The organism is Enterococcus sp. AZ095b, from assembly GCF_051714725.1.
In the GTDB taxonomy this organism is placed as follows: domain Bacteria; phylum Bacillota; class Bacilli; order Lactobacillales; family Enterococcaceae; genus Enterococcus_B; species Enterococcus_B pernyi.
Genome location: NZ_JBIOSL010000001.1, coordinates 2,901,486 through 2,919,941 on the forward strand (window position 1 = coordinate 2,901,486; position 18,456 = coordinate 2,919,941).

At 41.2% G+C, this 18,456-nt stretch carries 11 protein-coding genes; 4 read left to right on the forward strand and 7 right to left on the reverse strand.

Translation table 11 applies throughout. From position 1 onward, the window contains the following. Window positions 1-90 precede the first annotated feature (90 nt). Both argH and IGJ99_RS13865 read left to right on the forward strand, forming a co-directional pair. Window positions 91-1,476, forward strand: a complete 1,386-nt coding sequence (gene argH / locus IGJ99_RS13860) for an argininosuccinate lyase (protein ID WP_438770900.1) — start codon at window positions 91-93, stop codon at window positions 1,474-1,476. 159 nt (window positions 1,477-1,635) lie between these two features. Continuing rightward, window positions 1,636-2,619, forward strand: coding sequence for a hypothetical protein (locus IGJ99_RS13865; RefSeq protein ID WP_438770901.1), 984 nt, complete (start codon window positions 1,636-1,638; stop codon window positions 2,617-2,619). 19 nt (window positions 2,620-2,638) lie between these two features. On the opposite strand, the gene IGJ99_RS13870 is transcribed toward IGJ99_RS13865, so the two are convergent. From IGJ99_RS13870 to IGJ99_RS13880, 3 genes are all read right to left on the reverse strand, one after another. Next, complete coding sequence (locus IGJ99_RS13870) at window positions 2,639-4,675, reverse strand: EndoU domain-containing protein (protein ID WP_438770902.1); 2,037 nt, start codon at window positions 4,673-4,675, stop codon at window positions 2,639-2,641. 203 nt (window positions 4,676-4,878) lie between these two features. Next, the gene (locus IGJ99_RS13875; protein WP_034689491.1) at window positions 4,879-5,346 is read right to left on the reverse strand and encodes a Dps family protein; all 468 of its coding nucleotides are present in this window, start codon (window positions 5,344-5,346) and stop codon (window positions 4,879-4,881) included. 166 nt (window positions 5,347-5,512) lie between these two features. Beyond that, on the reverse strand, window positions 5,513-7,066 hold the full coding sequence (locus tag IGJ99_RS13880) for a gluconokinase (RefSeq protein ID WP_375152694.1): 1,554 nt from the start codon (window positions 7,064-7,066) through the stop codon (window positions 5,513-5,515). Window positions 7,067-7,122: 56 nt separating this feature from the next. On the opposite strand from IGJ99_RS13880, the gene IGJ99_RS13885 reads away from it, so the two are divergent. Continuing rightward, the gene (locus IGJ99_RS13885) at window positions 7,123-7,797 is read left to right on the forward strand and encodes a prepilin peptidase (protein ID WP_010733928.1); all 675 of its coding nucleotides are present in this window, start codon (window positions 7,123-7,125) and stop codon (window positions 7,795-7,797) included. An 89-nt stretch (window positions 7,798-7,886) separates the two neighbouring features. On the opposite strand, the gene msrA is transcribed toward IGJ99_RS13885, so the two are convergent. The 3 genes from msrA to rpoB form a co-directional block, all read right to left on the reverse strand. Then, a complete protein-coding gene (gene msrA / locus IGJ99_RS13890) occupies window positions 7,887-8,411 on the reverse strand; it encodes a peptide-methionine (S)-S-oxide reductase MsrA (protein WP_010733927.1) in 525 nt (174 codons plus the stop codon). A gap of 287 nt (window positions 8,412-8,698) precedes the next feature. Then, window positions 8,699-12,352 carry a DNA-directed RNA polymerase subunit beta' gene (gene rpoC, locus IGJ99_RS13895; RefSeq protein WP_023520562.1) on the reverse strand — a complete coding sequence of 1,218 codons (3,654 nt, stop codon included), beginning with the start codon at window positions 12,350-12,352 and terminating at the stop codon, window positions 8,699-8,701. 80 nt (window positions 12,353-12,432) lie between these two features. Then, entirely contained in the window at window positions 12,433-16,050 is a 3,618-nt protein-coding gene (rpoB, locus tag IGJ99_RS13900) for a DNA-directed RNA polymerase subunit beta (protein WP_438770903.1), read from the reverse strand. Between the two features lie 478 nt (window positions 16,051-16,528). Here rpoB and IGJ99_RS13905 point away from each other — a divergent pair, with 478 nt between their 5' ends. Then, window positions 16,529-17,512 carry a biotin--[acetyl-CoA-carboxylase] ligase gene (locus IGJ99_RS13905; RefSeq protein WP_062805956.1) on the forward strand — a complete coding sequence of 328 codons (984 nt, stop codon included), beginning with the start codon at window positions 16,529-16,531 and terminating at the stop codon, window positions 17,510-17,512. A gap of 695 nt (window positions 17,513-18,207) precedes the next feature. On the opposite strand, the gene IGJ99_RS13910 is transcribed toward IGJ99_RS13905, so the two are convergent. After that, window positions 18,208-18,441 (reverse strand): hypothetical protein, encoded by a 234-nt coding sequence (locus IGJ99_RS13910; RefSeq protein ID WP_019722524.1) that lies wholly within the window; start codon window positions 18,439-18,441, stop codon window positions 18,208-18,210. Between the last annotated feature and the right edge of the window lie 15 nt (window positions 18,442-18,456).

Sequence of the window (18,456 nt, forward strand, 5' to 3'; positions counted from 1 at the left end):
ATCAAAAGAAAAGTAAGGTAAAAGCTGAGTGCGAACTCAAACAGGACCTTTTACCTGCTTTTCTTTCATTCAAAACATAGGAGGAATCACATGGATAAACTTTGGGGTGGACGGTTTCAAGGAAAAAGTGAACAATGGATCGATGCATTCGGTGCTTCGATCTCCTTTGATCAAAAATTAGCTGAACAAGATATTTTAGGTAGTCTCGCCCATGTGAAAATGTTGGCCCATACTGGGATTTTGCCCGAGGAAGAAGCGCAACAGATCATCGCTGGTTTGGAAAAACTGCAAACACGCTTAACGAATGGCACTTTGCATTTTTCGGTGGAAAATGAAGACATCCACTTGAATATTGAAAAATGCCTGCATGAGGAAATCGGACCTGTTGCCGGGAAACTACATACTGCTCGTAGCCGTAATGACCAAGTCGCAACAGACATGCACTTGTATCTAAAAGATACGGTACTTGAACTGATTGAAAAGCTTCATTCGTTACGTCAAACGTTCGTGGAAAAAGCAGCAGAGCATACGGCTACGATCATGCCAGGATATACTCATCTGCAACACGCCCAACCGATTTCCTTTGGCCATCATCTCTTAGCGTACTATCAGATGTTTACTCGTGACCATGAACGCTTCACAGAAAGCCTGAAACGAATCGATATTTCCCCTTTAGGCAGTGCCGCATTGGCAGGTACGACGTTTCCGATTGATCGTTCCTTTGCTGCAAATGAATTAGGCTTTTCTGCTGTTTATGCAAACAGTTTAGACGCCGTTAGTGACCGTGATTTTATTCTGGAGTTTTTAAGTAATGCTTCATTATTGATGATGCACTTGTCCCGTTTTTGTGAAGAAATCATTTTTTGGTGTAGTTACGAATGTCAATACATTGAACTTTCGGATACTTTTTCAACAGGCAGTTCGATCATGCCTCAAAAGAAAAATCCAGATATGGCGGAATTGATACGTGGAAAAACTGGTCGAGTATATGGTAATTTATTTGGTTTACTCACGTTGATGAAAGGTTTGCCTTTAGCTTATAACAAAGATTTCCAAGAAGATAAAGAAGGCATGTTCGATACGAGTGAAACGATTTTAGCTAGTCTCTCGATCATGGAAGGTATGGTCAAAACCATGGAAGTGAACAAAGCCCGAATGTATGCAGCCACGCAAAAAGATTTCTCCAATGCGACTGAGTTAGCCGATTACTTGGCTGCAAAGGGCATCCCCTTCCGTCAAGCACATGAGATTGTCGGTAAACTCGTCTTACATTGTACACAGCAAGGTTGCTTGTTACAAGACCTCCCACTAACAGAATTCCAAGCAATCAGCCCGCTGATCGAATCTGATCTTTACGATACCTTACTTCCAGAAACTGCCGTGAAACGTCGCAATTCATTAGGTGGTACAGGTTTTGACCAAGTAGAAATACAGATTGAGCAAGCACTACATCAGTTGAAAATAGACAAGAACTAAAAGAACATCTTGAGACAATGTTTCCACACGTTGTCTCAAGACGTTCTTTTTTGTAGTTTACATTTTTCAAAAATATGCAAAAAAAGTTCAATCTTTTAAGAATAAACATGTCATACTTTAGTTTAAAAAACTTTTTAAAACAGAAAGGAAAAAACGATTATGACCTTCTTCCCCTTTGTCGATCCCAATCGTCGACCACAAGCCAAGATTCGAAAAATGACAGAAGAACTCACACAAAAATTTCAAGCAATCGATCCAGATTTGACTTTGATACATAATGATAACTTTATTGATTATGGTCCAGAGGTCTTTCCAAAGCTATCGAAAATTTATTGGGACCCTCGTGTGCCAGATCATTCGATGGAACATTTTGTATATTCGGAGTATCTGCTTAGATATGGAGGTTATCCCCTTTACTGGTTTACACCTTACGATGAACATATTTACGAATATTATAGAAAACCAAGCGGGCCTTCAGATTCTTCTAGACAAGCAGTAAAAGTGATTGACCAGGCTATCTTAAAAGTCATCCATGATTATCAAGTGCATAACCTGTTCTATTGGAATGACTTATTTACAGAAAAACAATTGGAACAGGAAAGGTTAGAACCTTATGATCGACCATCACAATTCATTGGACCAGGAGAACTCGTTAGTTCGCCGATTAGTTTCACTGACCCCAAGCATCGACCTTTGGCTGCTGTAGAAAAGAATACTGAATTTCTGAAAACTCAACTAGAACAATTAGATTCTCGATTAACTATTTCTCACAATGATTCGTATATTGATTTCGAACCAAAAATAAGTCGTTTCTTAGCTGAATGTTCCTATGATCCCGAAGAAGATGATCCTAACGATCCGATAAATAAATTATGTGGTGAAGAATATAAAATTTATTATGATAATATTCTACTATTCAGCTTTTATCCTTTTCAATTAGGCTACGGTTATCATGGTAATTTCTACGAGGGAGGCATTCCTAACACAACGTATCTTGGGTTAAGTCAAGAATTCATAAATCAAATTGATAATATTATCTCAATTTATATGATTTTTAATCTATATTATTGGCGTGATCAGTATTCTCCAGAGGAATTCCAGTATGAAATTCATAAATATAAGAAAATGTGGTGCTTAGAATAACTAAGCACCACCCTCTTTATTATTTTATAATCGGATACGCTGTCGAAATCGTAATCTTACCATTCGCTTTAACATTCGCATGCCCTTCAATCGTAAAACCTTCTGTACTTTGACCACTAAAATCATGACCTCCTGGTATATTCGGAACCTGTTTTTTTACAATTTGTTCTACTTCACTCGTAATTTTCTCTGCATCCCAATTGTCAGGAAAAACAGTAGAGTTGGTTCTCTTATATTTCCCATCATATCTAACTTTCGCCTCAAAAGGTCGTCCTTCCACCACGGTCCCAGTTGGCTCATAAACTACCCCACTTTCTGAATTATAAAAATCAGGATGGCGCGAATGGGCACCTGTGATTTCAGGGTTGCCACTTTTCCCCGGTCTTACCTCTCCCGCCACATGGCGCAAGGCTTTACGGTTATAGTATTCAGTGGTTGGTAACTTCTCTACTAAAGCTTCATTTGGACAGCCTTTGGTGATTAGAGCCTTTTCCGCTTCCAATACGCGAGCGGCTTCGGCTTCTTCGACTTCAATCGTTGTTAGGATGACTTCATCGGATTTGACGGTCCGTAAGACAGAAATCATTTCTGGCCATGGTAAGCACATGGCGATGAGTAAGACGTCCATTGGTTCGGGCTTCAATTGGGACTGCTTGATGACCCAGTCGGTATTTTCGTAATTTGGTAAGTGCTTCAATACACTGCCACCGACTTCAGAAATCGCTGCAATAGTGGTGTCATCTAAACTCTTTGGCAAAGAATTCGTGCGTTCTTCATCAAACAAGCCATCGGCTAACGCATAGTAGTTGCAATAGACACCGAAAAAGCTTTGCACTTTGCGGATCGTATAGATGATTTCTTGGTTAAAACCGATGTCGATTTGGTCTAAGGGAACAATTTCTTGCGTTCCCCGATACACAAACTCACCTTCCCGATCAATGACAACTTCTTTGTCATTGGCTTTCGCTGCGATCCGGAATAGATTGGTCTGAAACGTATCAGGCAATTGATCAATCAGCGCATCCCGCTCATCGATCATCTGACGGGTGATTTCTTTTCCGATGTCATTGACGGAATCGACATCTGTTGGGACTACTGCTCCAAATTGGACCGAAGAATATTCTTTGACCAGTTCCAAGGCTTGTTCAGGTGTGGCGATTTCTGCTAAAAATGTATCAAAGTCCGTCTCCAAGGGAATCGTGATGCCCCGAATATCATATTGCGTGTATAGTTCTTGGCGATGATCATAGGCGGTATAGCTCATGGTCACATTGACATAGGGTGTTCCTGGACCATTATATGGAGAAAAATTGATTTGTTTCAGGGCGCCGATCCGTGGAGGTAATTTTTCATTTCCCGGTAAGTATTCATTCAGTGAAGTATCTGGATAAACTAATAGACTTTGATCATTCGTGTCTTTAGGAACGAACAATCCGCTCATACCGTCTGTGCCGGTTCGCATCTCATATCCAGATAGTTCTGGTGTTGTTTGTATGTATTCAAGGAACTGGTTTTGGACCGTAATCCAGCTAGCCAACTCGATTTTGGTGGTCGGATAAATCTCAACGGGGTCTTCTGGAGCATCAATGGCATCACCGAGCAAGCTGATCGACTGCCTTAGGATACTTGTCGAAGTCAAACGGTACAATTGGCTGACAGCTGTCTCTTTGGTTGATTCTTTTAAGTAGGGTCGGGTAAATTCAGCAAAGGCGGTAGCTTGGATGATCGGTGCAATTTTTGAACGGGCAAATCGGGTACTGAGGGGTAACGTACTTGGCCCTTCCATCACGTCTAAATAATCCGCTAGAACTAAATTATCAAATACGTTATGTTCGGCAGTCAGGGTATCCGTAAATCCTCGGAGTTTTGCCCATTCGTTCCATGTTTTTTCATCTTTTGCTGGCGAAGTGCCACTTAAATCAATCGCAACAGCCGGACGCGAGGTTGCTTCTTTGAAGGAGCGATCACTCGCAAAGGCTAAGAGTGTCGGTTGGAAAACCGACGACAACAACATTACAACCATCAACAACGAGAACCATTTCTTTTTCACTTTCATGTTTTTTGCTCCTTTTCTTTTTTATTGACACCGAGAGTATATCCCAAGAAAAGAAAGCGCTTAATTAAAAGTGAAAATTCTCATGAAACGACTTTTTCTAAAATAAGAATAAGAAATTCTAATTGTTATTAAACAAAAAAAGACATCCCCATTCCAGCACATTGTCTGCAAATGGGGTGTCTTTATGGTTGTGATGAAATTGATTATGCGTCGATTCCTGGTGCTTTACCTAGATGTGCTTGTATCATCCAGATGCGTTTTTCTGTTGCTGCTTTAAATTCAATAAACATATCTTGCGTAGGATCGTCGCCTTCTTCACCAGCAGCTTCGATTCCTTTTTGGAAAAGATCTGCTAAATAGCGGTAACCTGCGACTAATGTTTCTAAACGTTCTTCCATCGTGCGATCCCAACGACCAACTTCATCAGGGATTTTTGTGTTGTCTGCAAATTCACGTAACGTTGAATAAGGTGAACCATCTAATGTGATCAAACGTTCTGAGATTTCATCTAATTGTTCATTCAAGTCGTCCATGAAGCTGTCCATCATTGGATGCAATGTCAAAAATCCAGGACCTCTCATATACCAATGTGTTTGGTGGACGATCACCGACATTTGGCTTAAATCTGCTACTAATTGATTCAATACTTCTTTTGTTTGTTGAAATTTCATGTAATTCTGCCTCCTCGCATTTGCCTATATTAAAATCATAGTAAACTTTGAGGGAAAAGTACACTAAAATCTTTTAGATGAGAACGATTTTCATCCCCAGAGTAATGCTTTTTTTAAATAGCAAAAAATCCGCAAACCAAATAGAAAATATAACTAATGTCATCATTTACGATTCGCCTTCTTCATCTATCATCTCTATTGATAGAGTCTCTCGTAGTTCCGCAAATAACTGAGAATAGCGGCTTAATTCTTGTTGTGTCGAAACAAATAAAGGATATATTTTGTTGTACATACGGCTGGCTTTTTTCTGAACAGCCACTTGTTGTGCTAATTCAATATATGCGGAAGCTTCACCTAATGTTTCGATTCTGCCTTGGCTCTGCCAACCTAATATGACTGCCCCTAACGCTGAGGCTTCTTTAACTTTTGGAAAACGGATAGGTTGTCCCAATACATCTGCCATGATCTGCCGAAATAACACTGATTGAGCAAAGCCACCAGTTGCACGTAACTCAATCACTTGATCGGGTGGACAGATACCTCGCAAAATTCGTTTGAGATTAAAACAAACCCCTTCCAGGACCGCTCGCATCATGTCTTTTTCCGTATGCCATCGTTGTAGACCAATAAAACTTCCAAATGCCTCCGCATCCCACAAAGGTGCTCGTTCCCCCAATAAATACGGTTGAAAAATCAGTCCATTGGCGCCAGGCGGGACAAAAGCGATTTCCGAAAGGACTGCTTGATACGGATCTTCTCCTTGTTCCTTAGCTCGTTGAACGACATCTTGCATCAATGTATGGACCGCCCAATCAAAGATCCCTGCGCCATTACTGGTTGCTCCTCCGATGACCCAGTGTGTTTGATCCAAAACATAACAGAAGGTTTCCATTGTTGGATGGAGCTTTGGGCGATTCGAAATAAATCGTAATGCGCCACTGGTACCGACAGTCAGCGCTGCCGTCGTCTCACCAAATGCACCTAAGCCTAAATTGGATAATGGCCCATCGGCTCCACCTAAAATAAATGGAATTTCTTGATCAAAATGAAATCTCGTACGGGCTTGTTCTGTTAATTTCGTGAACTGGGTAGTCGCAGGTGCTACTCTCGGTAATTGCTCTTCTTGTATCCCTAACTCTTCAAGAATAGGCTCTGACCATTGGAAACGGTAGATATCAAAGTACCCTGTGCCAGAAGCAGTACTATAATCACTGACTAATTCAGCAAACAGCTCATAAAAAAGATAGTCTTTGATCCCTACAAAATAAGCCGCTTGCTCAAATAAATCAGGAAACTCGTTTTTCAACCAATTGATTTTGATCAATGGTGTCATTGGATGGATCGGCGTACCCGTCCGTTCATAGATCACTCGACCTTTTTCAGTTGCTTTTAATTTTTCTGCTTCATTGACGGCACGAGTGTCTGCCCAAGTAAACATACGAGTTAAAGGTTTTTTGTTTTCATCTAATAAAATCAAGCTGTGCATGGCTGTTGAAAATGAAATGAATTGGATTGTCTGTGCGGGTAACTGTTGGATCACTTCATTGATGACCGTATACACTGCATGGACGATCAATTCCTGATCTTGTTCAGCCATGCCTTGAATTTCTTGAATCAGCGGGTAATGAAAGTAGGCTGTAGCTACTTCTTCTGCTTGTTCATTGAATGCAACTGCTTTCGTTTGCGTAGTACCGATATCGACCCCGACTGCAATCATTATTTTTTCCACCTCTCTTCTCCTTTTTTGCGTATCTTAATCAAAAGGAGGTTGGTCTGATGTTTCTTTATTTTATCATTGGTTGTTGCTTTGGTTCTTTTTTGTGCTTAGTCGCACAACGCGTTCCTCAAGACCTTTCTATTATTTCCCCTCGTTCACATTGTGTCAACTGTCACCAAACATTGCGTTGGTATGAGTTGATTCCATTACTTTCGATTGTCATGCAACGATTTCGTTGCCGCTCTTGTCAGACCAAACTTTCACCCATGTATCCACTGGCAGAGTTGATCAGCGGTACGCTATTTATGTATGCAGGATGCTATTCGCCAGATACAGTTCATTTGATTTGGCTATTCACTGCTTTTTTATTTTCGTTGATGGATATTTTTTACCTTGCGATTGACACTCGCATCCTCTATTTCTCATGGACTTTCTTATGGGCCTACTGGGTGCTGACTGAGCAGTTTCACTTAGAAACCAGCTTAGCGTTCGGCTTGATCAGTTACGGTTTGCTGCGTTATGGGCAAGCTTATTTAGGCGCAGGCGATACGTTACTCTTACTTAGTTGGAGTGGTGGGTTAGCCTCCACACATTTTCTCATGCTTATGTTTATCGCAAGTTGTCTTGGTTTAAGTTATTTTTGTATCACTGCTTTATTCCATAAGAAAAGAAAGCATCTCCCTTTCGTTCCTTTTCTGAGTATTGCCTTATGGTTGGTCCTCTATTTCCGATAGCACAAAAAAGAAGAAGCATCTAGAACAAAATGTCCGACCTTCCTCTTTTCTTATTACTTAAAATTCATATTTTCTAGTAACTTATACTGCTAGTCTTTCCAGTTTTTTCTAAGGAATCCCGCCCGACCAGAGCCTTCACGATACAACTGATAATGGATCTTGTTTTTCTTGTAGTAATCTTGATGATACTCCTCTGCGGGATAAAAGGTCGTACGAGGTTCGATCTTTGTGACGATCGGTTGATCGAAACGGCCACTTGCTTGTAACTGTTGTTTTGAGTTTTCTGCGGCTTCACGTTCTGCTTCATCACTATAATAAATGACCGGACGATAAGAGTCCCCACGATCAGCAAACTGCCCTAAAGCATCTGTCGGATCGGTCTGTTGCCAATAAATCTCGACCAATTGTGCATAGGTGATGATTTCAGGATCATATTCGATTTCTACCGCTTCCGTATGACCTGTTGTTCCAGTCGTCACTTGTTCGTAGGTTGGATTTGGTACATGTCCTCCAGTATAACCGGAAGTAACGGAGAGGATACCTGGTTGTGTTTCAAACGGTTTGACCATACACCAAAAACAGCCACCTGCAAATACAGCTTTTTTCACTGCCATTTCTTATCAGCTCCTTTGGTTTTATCATACTCGTTTTCATTGAAATAAATAGTAATATGCTTATTTTACCCCCTACCGGTATTTTTAGCCTATTTTTATTGTTTTTCTTTTAATATTTGAAAACTTGTGGATAAATTTTGGTACACATAATAATTATCCCCTGTGGATATCTATTACCATTTCTTTTATCCACAGTTACCTTTTACTTCCTTGATTCTAGTTTATCCACAAAAAAAAGGTCAAGTCCCTCAAACAGGAACTTGACCTTCTTTATGTGAACTCATGGTTTATCGTGTTTGTTCATTCATTGCATCTTCGGCAGCCATTTGTGCTTCGATGTCAGAAATACTATACACGTTTTCACTTGCAACGCCAACTTCTTTTGGTTCCATGTTGCGGTAACGTGGCATACCAGTACCAGCTGGAATGATCTTACCGATGATAACATTTTCTTTCAAACCAAGAAGTGGATCTTTTTTGCCTCGGATCGCAGCATCAGTCAAGACACGAGTTGTTTCTTGGAAGGATGCAGCTGATAAGAAGCTGTTTGTTTCTAATGATGCTTTTGTGATACCTAGCAAGACTGGACGAGATGTCGCAGGAACGCCACCAGCAACTAACGTATTGTAGTTTTGGTCTTTGAAGTCTGCGATATCTAACAGTGTACCTGGCAAGATTTCTGTATCGCCTGGGTCCATGACGCGCACTTTACGAAGCATTTGGCGAACCATTACTTCGATATGTTTGTCGCCGATTTCTACCCCTTGCATACGGTAAACGCGTTGTACTTCACGTAATAGATAGTTTTCAACAGATAGAACGTCACGTACTTGCAACAATTGTTTCGGATCGATTGATCCTTCTGTCAATGGTGCACCACGATGGATCATATCGCCTTCAGCGACTTTCATACGTGCAGTATAAGGCACTGTATACGTACGTGTATCTGTTTTCCCTTTGATTGTTACTTCTTTGGTACGTGTAGCAGGATCTTCAGAGATATCGATGACATCCCCTGTTACTTCAGTAATCACTGCTTGCCCTTTCGGATTACGTGCTTCAAAGATTTCTTGGACACGAGGAAGACCTTGAGTGATATCATCTCCGGCAACCCCACCCGTATGGAACGTACGCATTGTTAACTGAGTACCTGGTTCACCGATTGATTGAGCGGCGATCGTACCAACTGCTTCTCCGACTTCAACGTCAGAACCAGTTGCCAAGTTACGTCCGTAACAATGTTTGCAGACACCATGTTTTGTGTTACATGTGAAGACAGAACGGATCGTTACAGTTTCAACACCTGCATCAACGATTTGTTTTGCGACATCTTCAGAGATCAATTGATTTCCGGCAATGATCATTTCGTTGGTTTCAGGATGACGAACTTCTTTACGTGTGTAACGTCCAATCAAACGATCTTCAAGAGATTCGATGATTTCATTTCCTTCACGGATTGCTTGGATCTCAAGACCGCGGTCAGTGCCACAATCTTCTTCACGAATGATGACATCTTGGGCAACGTCAACTAAACGACGTGTCAAGTAACCAGAATCGGCTGTCTTCAAGGCTGTATCGGTCATTCCTTTACGAGCCCCGTGAGTTGAGATAAACATTTCCAAGACAGAAAGTCCTTCGCGGAAGTTCGAAATGATCGGCAATTCCATGATACGTCCATTCGGTGCGGCCATCAATCCACGCATACCAGCAAGCTGAGTAAAGTTGGAGATGTTACCACGGGCACCAGAATCTGACATCATGAAGATTGGGTTTTTCGCTTCCAAACCTTCCATCAGTTTTTGTTGGATGCTGTCTTTCGCAGCGTTCCAAACAGCGATTACTCGTTCATAACGCTCGTCATCAGTGATCAATCCACGACGGAATTGCTTCGTGATCGACTCTACTTGTTTATGTGCTTCGTCAATGATCACTTGTTTTTCATTCAAGACACTGATGTCGGCGATCCCTACAGTGATACCTGCATGTGTTGAATGTTTGTATCCTAAGTCTTTCATACGGTCAAGCATCTTAGATGTTTCAGTTACTTTGAAACGTTTAAAGACTTCGGCGATGATGTTTCCTAAGTTTTTCTTCTTGAATGGTAAAACTAGTTCTTGTTCTTTGATGTGAGCAGGAATATCTGTTCCAGCTTCAACAAAGTATTTGTCCGGTGTTTGGACAGTCAAGTTGAAGTCAGTTGGCTCATTCAAGTAAGGGAATTCTGGTGGCATGATCTCGTTAAAGATGATCTTACCGACAGTCGTGATCATCGTGCGTTCTTTTTGCCATTCTGTAAATGGTTTGTCCCCTAATGTCGTTGGGTTCACACCAATACGTGAATGTAAATGAACGTAGCCATTACGCCATGCGATGACTGCTTCGTTTTGGTCTCTAAAGACCATTCCTTCGCCTTCACGACCTTCTTCTTCCATTGTTAGGTAGTAGTTTCCTAAAACCATATCCTGAGAAGGTGTAACAACTGGTTTACCATCTTTTGGATTCAAGATGTTTTGAGCAGCTAACATCAGCATACGTGCTTCTGCTTGTGCTTCTTCGTTCAACGGTACGTGAACGGCCATTTGGTCTCCATCGAAATCGGCATTATAAGCTTCACATACCAATGGATGCAAACGGATCGCACGACCTTGGACAAGAACTGGTTCAAATGCTTGGATACCTAATCTGTGAAGCGTAGGTGCCCGGTTCAATAGAACTGGATGTTCTTTGATGACGTCTTCTAAGACATCCCAAACTTCATCTTCTTGACGTTCGATTTTGCGTTTCGCATTTTTGATGTTTGAAGCAAGTTCACGTTGAACTAATTCGCGCATCACGAATGGTTTGAACAATTCGATCGCCATTTCTTTTGGTAATCCACATTGGTACATTTTCAAGAAAGGACCTACGACGATAACTGAACGACCAGAGTAGTCGACACGTTTACCAAGTAAGTTTTGACGGAAACGACCTTGTTTCCCTTTCAACATATGAGAAAGAGATTTCAATGGGCGGTTACCTGGTCCTGTGACAGGACGGCCACGACGACCGTTATCGATCAACGCATCTACCGCTTCTTGTAACATCCGTTTTTCATTTTGAACGATGATTCCTGGTGCATTCAAGTCTAACAAACGTTTCAAACGATTGTTACGGTTGATCACACGACGATATAGATCGTTCAAGTCACTTGTTGCAAAACGTCCACCTTCTAATTGGACCATTGGTCGTAGATCTGGTGGGATGACAGGGATAACGTCCATGACCATCCAGCTTGGTTCATTGCCAGAAGCACGGAATGCTTCTAAAATGTCCAAACGACGGATCGCGCGTGTACGTTTTTGTCCTTGTGCAGATTTCAACTCTTCTTTCAATTCAGCCGCTTCGCCATCCAAATCAACGTTATCAAGTAATTGTTTGATTGCTTCCGCGCCCATTGCTGCTTGGAATTCTTGGCCATATTGTTCACGTTTTTCGCGGTATTCGCGTTCAGTCAACAATTGTTTTTTCTCTAAGCTTGTGTTTCCTGGTTCAATAACAACATATGAGGCAAAGTAAATGATTTCTTCTAATGCGCGTGGGCTCATGTCTAATACAAGACCCATACGAGAAGGAATACCTTTGAAATACCAGATATGTGAAACAGGTGCTGCTAATTCGATATGACCCATACGTTCACGACGAACTTTTGAACGAGTCACTTCCACACCACAGCGATCACAAACGATTCCTTTATAACGGATACGTTTGTATTTTCCGCAGGCACATTCCCAGTCTTTTGTAGGACCAAAAATCCGCTCACAGAACAACCCTTCGCGCTCAGGTTTTAAGGTACGATAGTTAATCGTCTCAGGTTTTTTTACTTCACCGTAAGACCAGCTTCTGATTTTTTCGGGAGAAGCCAAACCTATTTGCATACTTTCGAATTTATTTACATCGATCAAAAGGGGTTCCCTCCATTTCGTTTAATGGCAAAACCGTAAGGCGGCTGATCTTCGACCGCCTCACAGTATCTCAGACCGGATTAGTCTAAATTATCTTCTGCGGTTTCAAAGTTTTGGATGATATCTTGTCTTTCATCTTCGACTTGTTCAGCAGCTTGTTTTTCTAGTTCTTTTGCTGTTTGTTGTTCAGCGAATTTTGTCAAAGCATCCACTGTGATCAAATCATCGTCTTCGTCATCCATGTCGCGAAGTTCGATCTCGCTGTCTTGGATATCTAGGACACGCATGTCTAATCCTAGTGATTGTAATTCTTTGACTAATACGCGGAAGGATTCAGGTACACCTGGTTTTGGAATTGGTTCACCTTTGACGATTGCTTCGTATGTTTTCACACGTCCGACTACGTCATCTGATTTGTATGTCAAGATTTCTTGTAAGGTATAAGCCGCACCGTATGCTTCCAGTGCCCAAACTTCCATTTCCCCAAAACGTTGTCCACCAAATTGCGCTTTACCACCTAATGGTTGTTGCGTAACTAGTGAGTAAGGTCCAATTGAACGTGCATGTAACTTATCGTCAACCATGTGAGCAAGTTTGATCATGTACATCACACCGACAGACACACGTCCGTCAAATGGTTCACCTGTACGTCCGTCATAAAGAACAGTTTTCGCATCGCTAGCCATACCAGCTTCACGAACTGTTTCCCATACGTCTTCATCACTTGCACCATCAAATACTGGTGTTGCTACGTGGATGCCTAATTGACGCGCAGCCATCCCTAAATGCAATTCCAATACTTGTCCGATGTTCATACGTGATGGTACCCCTAGTGGGTTCAACATGATGTCGATCGGTGTTCCATCAGGTAAGAATGGCATATCTTCTTCCGGCATAATACGGGAAACAACCCCTTTATTACCGTGACGTCCGGCCATTTTATCCCCTTCATGAATTTTACGTTTTTGAACGATATACACACGAACTAACATGTTGACACCTGGTGATAATTCATCGCCAGCTTCACGAGTAAAGATCTTCACATCGTGAACGATCCCGCCTCCACCATGCGGTACACGTAGAGAAGTATCACGTACTTCACGTGCTTTTTCACCGAAGATCGCATGCAATAAACGTTCTTCTGCTGAAAGTTCAGTTACCCCTTTTGGTGTTACTTTACCGACTAATAGGTCACCGTCTTGGACTTCCGCCCCAATACGAATGATCCCCATTTCGTCTAAGTCTTTCAATGCGTCTTCACCGACGTTCGGGATTTCGCGAGTGATTTCTTCAGGTCCTAATTTTGTATCACGAGCTTCTGATTCATATTCTTCAATATGGATCGATGTGTACACATCGTCTTTGACAAGACGACGACTCATGATGATCGCATCTTCGTAGTTGTATCCTTCCCAAGTCATGAAACCGACTAAGACGTTTTGTCCTAGAGCCATTTCACCTTGTTCCATTGATGGGCCGTCTGCCAAGGTATCCCCTTTTTCGACTTTCTCACCTAAATGAACGATTGGGCGTTGGTTGTAACTTGTTCCAGAGTTTGAACGACGGAATTTTGTTACTGAATATTTGTCTAATGCGCCATTGTCACGACGTACGCGGATCTCAGAAGCATCAACAAATTCAACTACACCATCGTGTTTACATAGTAACGCAGCTCCTGAGTCATGAGCTGATTTATATTCCATACCAGTACCAACCCAAGGTGCTTGTGGATTGATCAATGGCACTGCTTGACGCTGCATGTTGGCACCCATCAAGGCACGGTTGGAGTCATCGTTTTCCAAGAAAGGAATACATGCTGTCGCTACCGCAACTACTTGTTTCGGTGAAACGTCCATATAATCGACTTTATCGATCGATACTTCTAAGTTTTCACTTTGGGCACGAGCCATGACGATTTCTTCAGCAAATGTACCGTCATCATTCAACTTACTGTTTGCTTGGGCAACGATATAATGGTCCTCGATGTCTGCTGTCAAGTAATCGATTTGTTCTGTCACACGGCCAGTTTCACGATCAACACGACGATACGGCGTTTCGATAAAACCAAATTTGTTTACTTTCGCGTAACTAGATAAACTATTGATCAACCCGATATTTGGTCCCTCAGGCGTTTCGATCGGACACATACGGCCATAGTGGGAGTAGTGAACGTCACGTACTTCATAGCCGGCACGGTCACGAGTCAAACCACCAGGTCCTAAGGCAGAAAGACGACGTTTGTGTGTCAATTCGCCCAATGGATTTGTTTGGTCCATGAACTGAGACAATTGTGAAGAACCAAAGAATTCTTTGATACTTGCGACAACTGGACGGATGTTGATCAATTGTTGTGGTGTCAATGTTTCTGTATCTTGGATCGACATTCTTTCACGTACAACACGTTCCATACGTGCTAATCCGATACGGAATTGATTTTGTAAAAGTTCTCCGACAGAACGGATACGACGATTTCCTAAGTGGTCGATATCGTCCACGTTGCCGATGCCTTCCATCAAGTTCAAGAAGTAGCTCATTGAAGCAACGATATCCGCTGGACGAACAGTTTTCACTGTTGTGTCTGGGTAGCCGTTACCGATCACGTTGACTTCACGTTCTGGGTCTTTTGGTGAAAAGACTTTGATAACTTGGACAGTCATTGGATCAGTGACTACGCCATCTTCTGTTGGGTAGTAAGTCACTGAGTTCAAACCATTGTCGATGAACGGTGCTAATGTTTCCATCACTTGATGGGTCAAAGCTGTTCCTTTTTCAACAATGATCTCGCCTGTTTCAGGATCAATCAACGTTTCAGCTAACGTTAAGTTCAATAGACGTGTTTTCAAGTCTAATTTTTTGTTTACTTTGTAACGACCAACATTTGCTAAGTCGTAACGTTTTGGATCAAAGAAGCGGGCATTCAGCAAGTTACGTGAACTATCTGCTGTTTTTGGTTCGCCTGGGCGAAGACGCTCGTAGATATCTTTTAATCCTTCTTCTGTTCTAGAATCACTTGCATTTTTGTGTAAATCTTTTTCAATCGTGTTACGTAATGTTTCACTATCCCCAAAGATTTCAAAAATCGTGTCATCTGAACCGAAACCTAATGCACGAACTAACACAGTCAATGGAATCTTACGTGTGCGGTCGATACGTACATAAGAGATGTCTTTTGCATCAGTTTCCATTTCTAACCATGCACCACGGTTAGGGATTACAGTGGAACCGAATCCTTCTTTACCGTTTTTGTCTACTTTCCCATGGAAGTAAACACCTGGTGAACGGACTAATTGGGAAACGATAACACGTTCCGCACCGTTGATGATGAATGTACCTTGCTCTGTCATCAATGGGAAATCACCGAAGAATACTTCTTGAGCTTTGATTTCGCCTGTTTCACGGTTTGTTAAACGTAAAGTCACATGTAATGGTGCAGAGTAATTTGCGTCATGTGCGCGTGCTTCTGCTACTGTGTACTTTGGTTCTTTCAATTCATAATCTACAAATTCCAAAGAAAGATTGCCATTGAAGTCATCGATTGGCAAAATATCTTCAAACATTTCTCTTAGTCCTTCATCCAAGAACCATTGGTACGAGTCTGTTTGAATTTCGATCAAATTTGGTAATTCCAACACTTCACTGATTCGTGCGAAACTTCTACGTTCGCGATGTTTTCCGTATTTTACTACGTGTCCAGCCAAGCTCTTCACCCCTCTAAAATGTCATTCAAAAAGACTACCCGATCAATTGTTACAATAATATTAAAAATATTATATTTAGGTAACAACAGACATTTTTTGCGGCTTTTAGGCAAAAAAAAACCAAAAATAGAACGTTCTCTTGAGTACTTGCCTACGTGAGCTTCTACTTTTGTTTCCTTATATTAAAGCCGAAACGGACAATATTTCGTTTCTGCCTTCGCTTCATCAGATAGTTTTTGCAACTTCATATAATACACTGTTTAAACGTAAAAGTCAACACTTCCTGGCGTTTCCTGTAAATTTTCGTAATTGTTTCTTAATCTTTCTTTTTTGTTCCAATTTCGTCCATTCCTAATTGAGTGACTCTTCCTCACAAAATCTTTTCGTCTTTATAGCGACTCAAACAAAAAGTATGACGCGCTGTCCTCATTCGATCGTAAATCTGCTAATATATAAATAGTAGAAAGGAGCTTGATCGATGACGACAAAAGCCAAGGTACTACACCTTTTAAAAAATACTCCGACATTTCTATCCGGTGAAAAAATCGCCCAACAACTGAATGTCTCCCGAACGAGTATTTGGAAAGCCATCAAAGAATTAGAAAAAGAAGGTTTTCGCTTTGAACATCAAGCGAAAGGGTATCGTTATCTCCCCTCCGATGTATTGGATCCTGTAGAGATTTCCCAAGCATTATCTTCTTTTGACGTTCAAGTGAACGTTTTATCACAATCGGAATCGACGATGAAAGATGCTAAATCGGCATCTAATATGGATACTACGAAACCTAGTTTATTTATCGCGGATACACAAGAACAAGCCCATGGACGTTTTGGACGTTCCTTTTTCGCTCAACCAAGTCAAGGAATCTACATGAGCTTATTATTGCATCCACAAAAGCATTTTGAGGAATTGCCACAATATACGTTGATTGCTGCCAGTGCATGTGTCAAAGCGATTCAAGAAACGACAGGAAAACATGCCATGATCAAATGGGTCAACGATATCTACCTTGAAGGGAAAAAGGTATGTGGAATTTTATCTGAAGCGGTAAGCGATATGGAAAGTGGTGAAATTCGTTCGGTGATTATTGGTGTGGGCTTGAATTTTTCGATCCCTCACACGCAATTTCCTGATGAGATCCAGCAAAAAGCGACCTCCTTGTTTCCTGATGGTGAAGCATCGATGACTAGAAATCAATTGATCTGCGCGATTTGGAAACATTTCTTTAGGTATTTAGCCGACCATTCGCACACCTATTTTGATCTTTACACAGAACGGTCATTTGTCCTAGGTAAGTCTGTCAGCTTTACCCGACAAGGAAAATCTTATCAAGGAATTGCCCAGGCAATCGGTCCAAAAGGAGAACTGATCGTAGATACGCCAAACCAGCGCTTCCAACTACTCTCTGGTGAAGTCAGCTTAACAGAAATCGATGGGCTACCATCAGCAAAAAGAGGCTAGTTCGTTTCCTAGCCTCTTTTTTATCAATGGTGGGTTTGTCATGCTCGCTTTATTTTTCATAAGCTTGATGTCACGAGAAAACATGCAAGCTTCTTTACGATGTACTATATTTTTCTACTATGTGCTTGATTCTATGTTTGAGGTACTACATTATGTGTTTTATTTTACTTTTGTGTCTACATCTAATTTCTATGTTTGTTCTATGTTTTAACTCTATGTTCAATATCCTTTTTAAATAGGATAGTACTATGTGCTATTGTCAGTAGCAGTAGAACAATCAAACTACTGCCTGTCAATACTAATGGACACCTGATAACATTTGCCTACGCTTTTATCTAGATGCGCTGTCGCAATCTGTGATGCACGTCGTCAAGCAAGTGAGACCGAGCAACTATTTTTCCCCGAAATAGTTTTCGGCAATCAAGTGATGTTCTATGTGTGTTGTTTCCTCTATTTACTACTTCTAAGTCATTCATAAGCTTATCTATTGAAGACCAACGATCGCTTTCTCCACTTCTTCCTATACGAAACCCTCTTCCATTTAACGCCCCCTTTTTTGTTTTGCTGTCGTTCTGTTTGTATCATAACACATAAAAAAATGAATGAATTCTTTTGTATTGAATTACAACATTTTTTATTTTCACATTAGATTCAGCGATCTCTTACTGGGTCATCCCAGCCTCAATGGACTATTTTCAAATTTTGCAAAATTGTAATTGATTCGCTTTAGAAGAAGAAAAATATTCGATCTTCAAGTTGAATTTTTTTACAATCAAACAGCGGATCAAAAATTTATCTGCCGCAGACAAAGGTTGCTGATACTCTTCTTCAATATCACGAAATGAAAAATTTCTTTTCTTCTCACTTAGTTTTGTTACGATCTCAATCACCGTTAATTGCGTTAATTCTGATGTATATTGTTTTCTCACAGCTGCTCTCCTTTA

What these genes read in the sequence shown, in the direction of transcription:
- argH (WP_438770900.1), top strand. Translation starts at nt 91, where the DNA reads ATGGATAAACTTTGGGGTGGACGGTTTCAAGGAAAAAGTGAACAATGG.
- IGJ99_RS13865 (WP_438770901.1), top strand. Translation starts at nt 1,636, where the DNA reads ATGACCTTCTTCCCCTTTGTCGATCCCAATCGTCGACCACAAGCCAAG.
- IGJ99_RS13870 (WP_438770902.1), bottom strand. Translation starts at nt 4,675, where the DNA reads ATGAAAGTGAAAAAGAAATGGTTCTCGTTGTTGATGGTTGTAATGTTG.
- IGJ99_RS13875 (WP_034689491.1), bottom strand. Translation starts at nt 5,346, where the DNA reads ATGAAATTTCAACAAACAAAAGAAGTATTGAATCAATTAGTAGCAGAT.
- IGJ99_RS13885 (WP_010733928.1), top strand. Translation starts at nt 7,123, where the DNA reads ATGTTTCTTTATTTTATCATTGGTTGTTGCTTTGGTTCTTTTTTGTGC.
- msrA (WP_010733927.1), bottom strand. Translation starts at nt 8,411, where the DNA reads ATGGCAGTGAAAAAAGCTGTATTTGCAGGTGGCTGTTTTTGGTGTATG.
- IGJ99_RS13905 (WP_062805956.1), top strand. Translation starts at nt 16,529, where the DNA reads ATGACGACAAAAGCCAAGGTACTACACCTTTTAAAAAATACTCCGACA.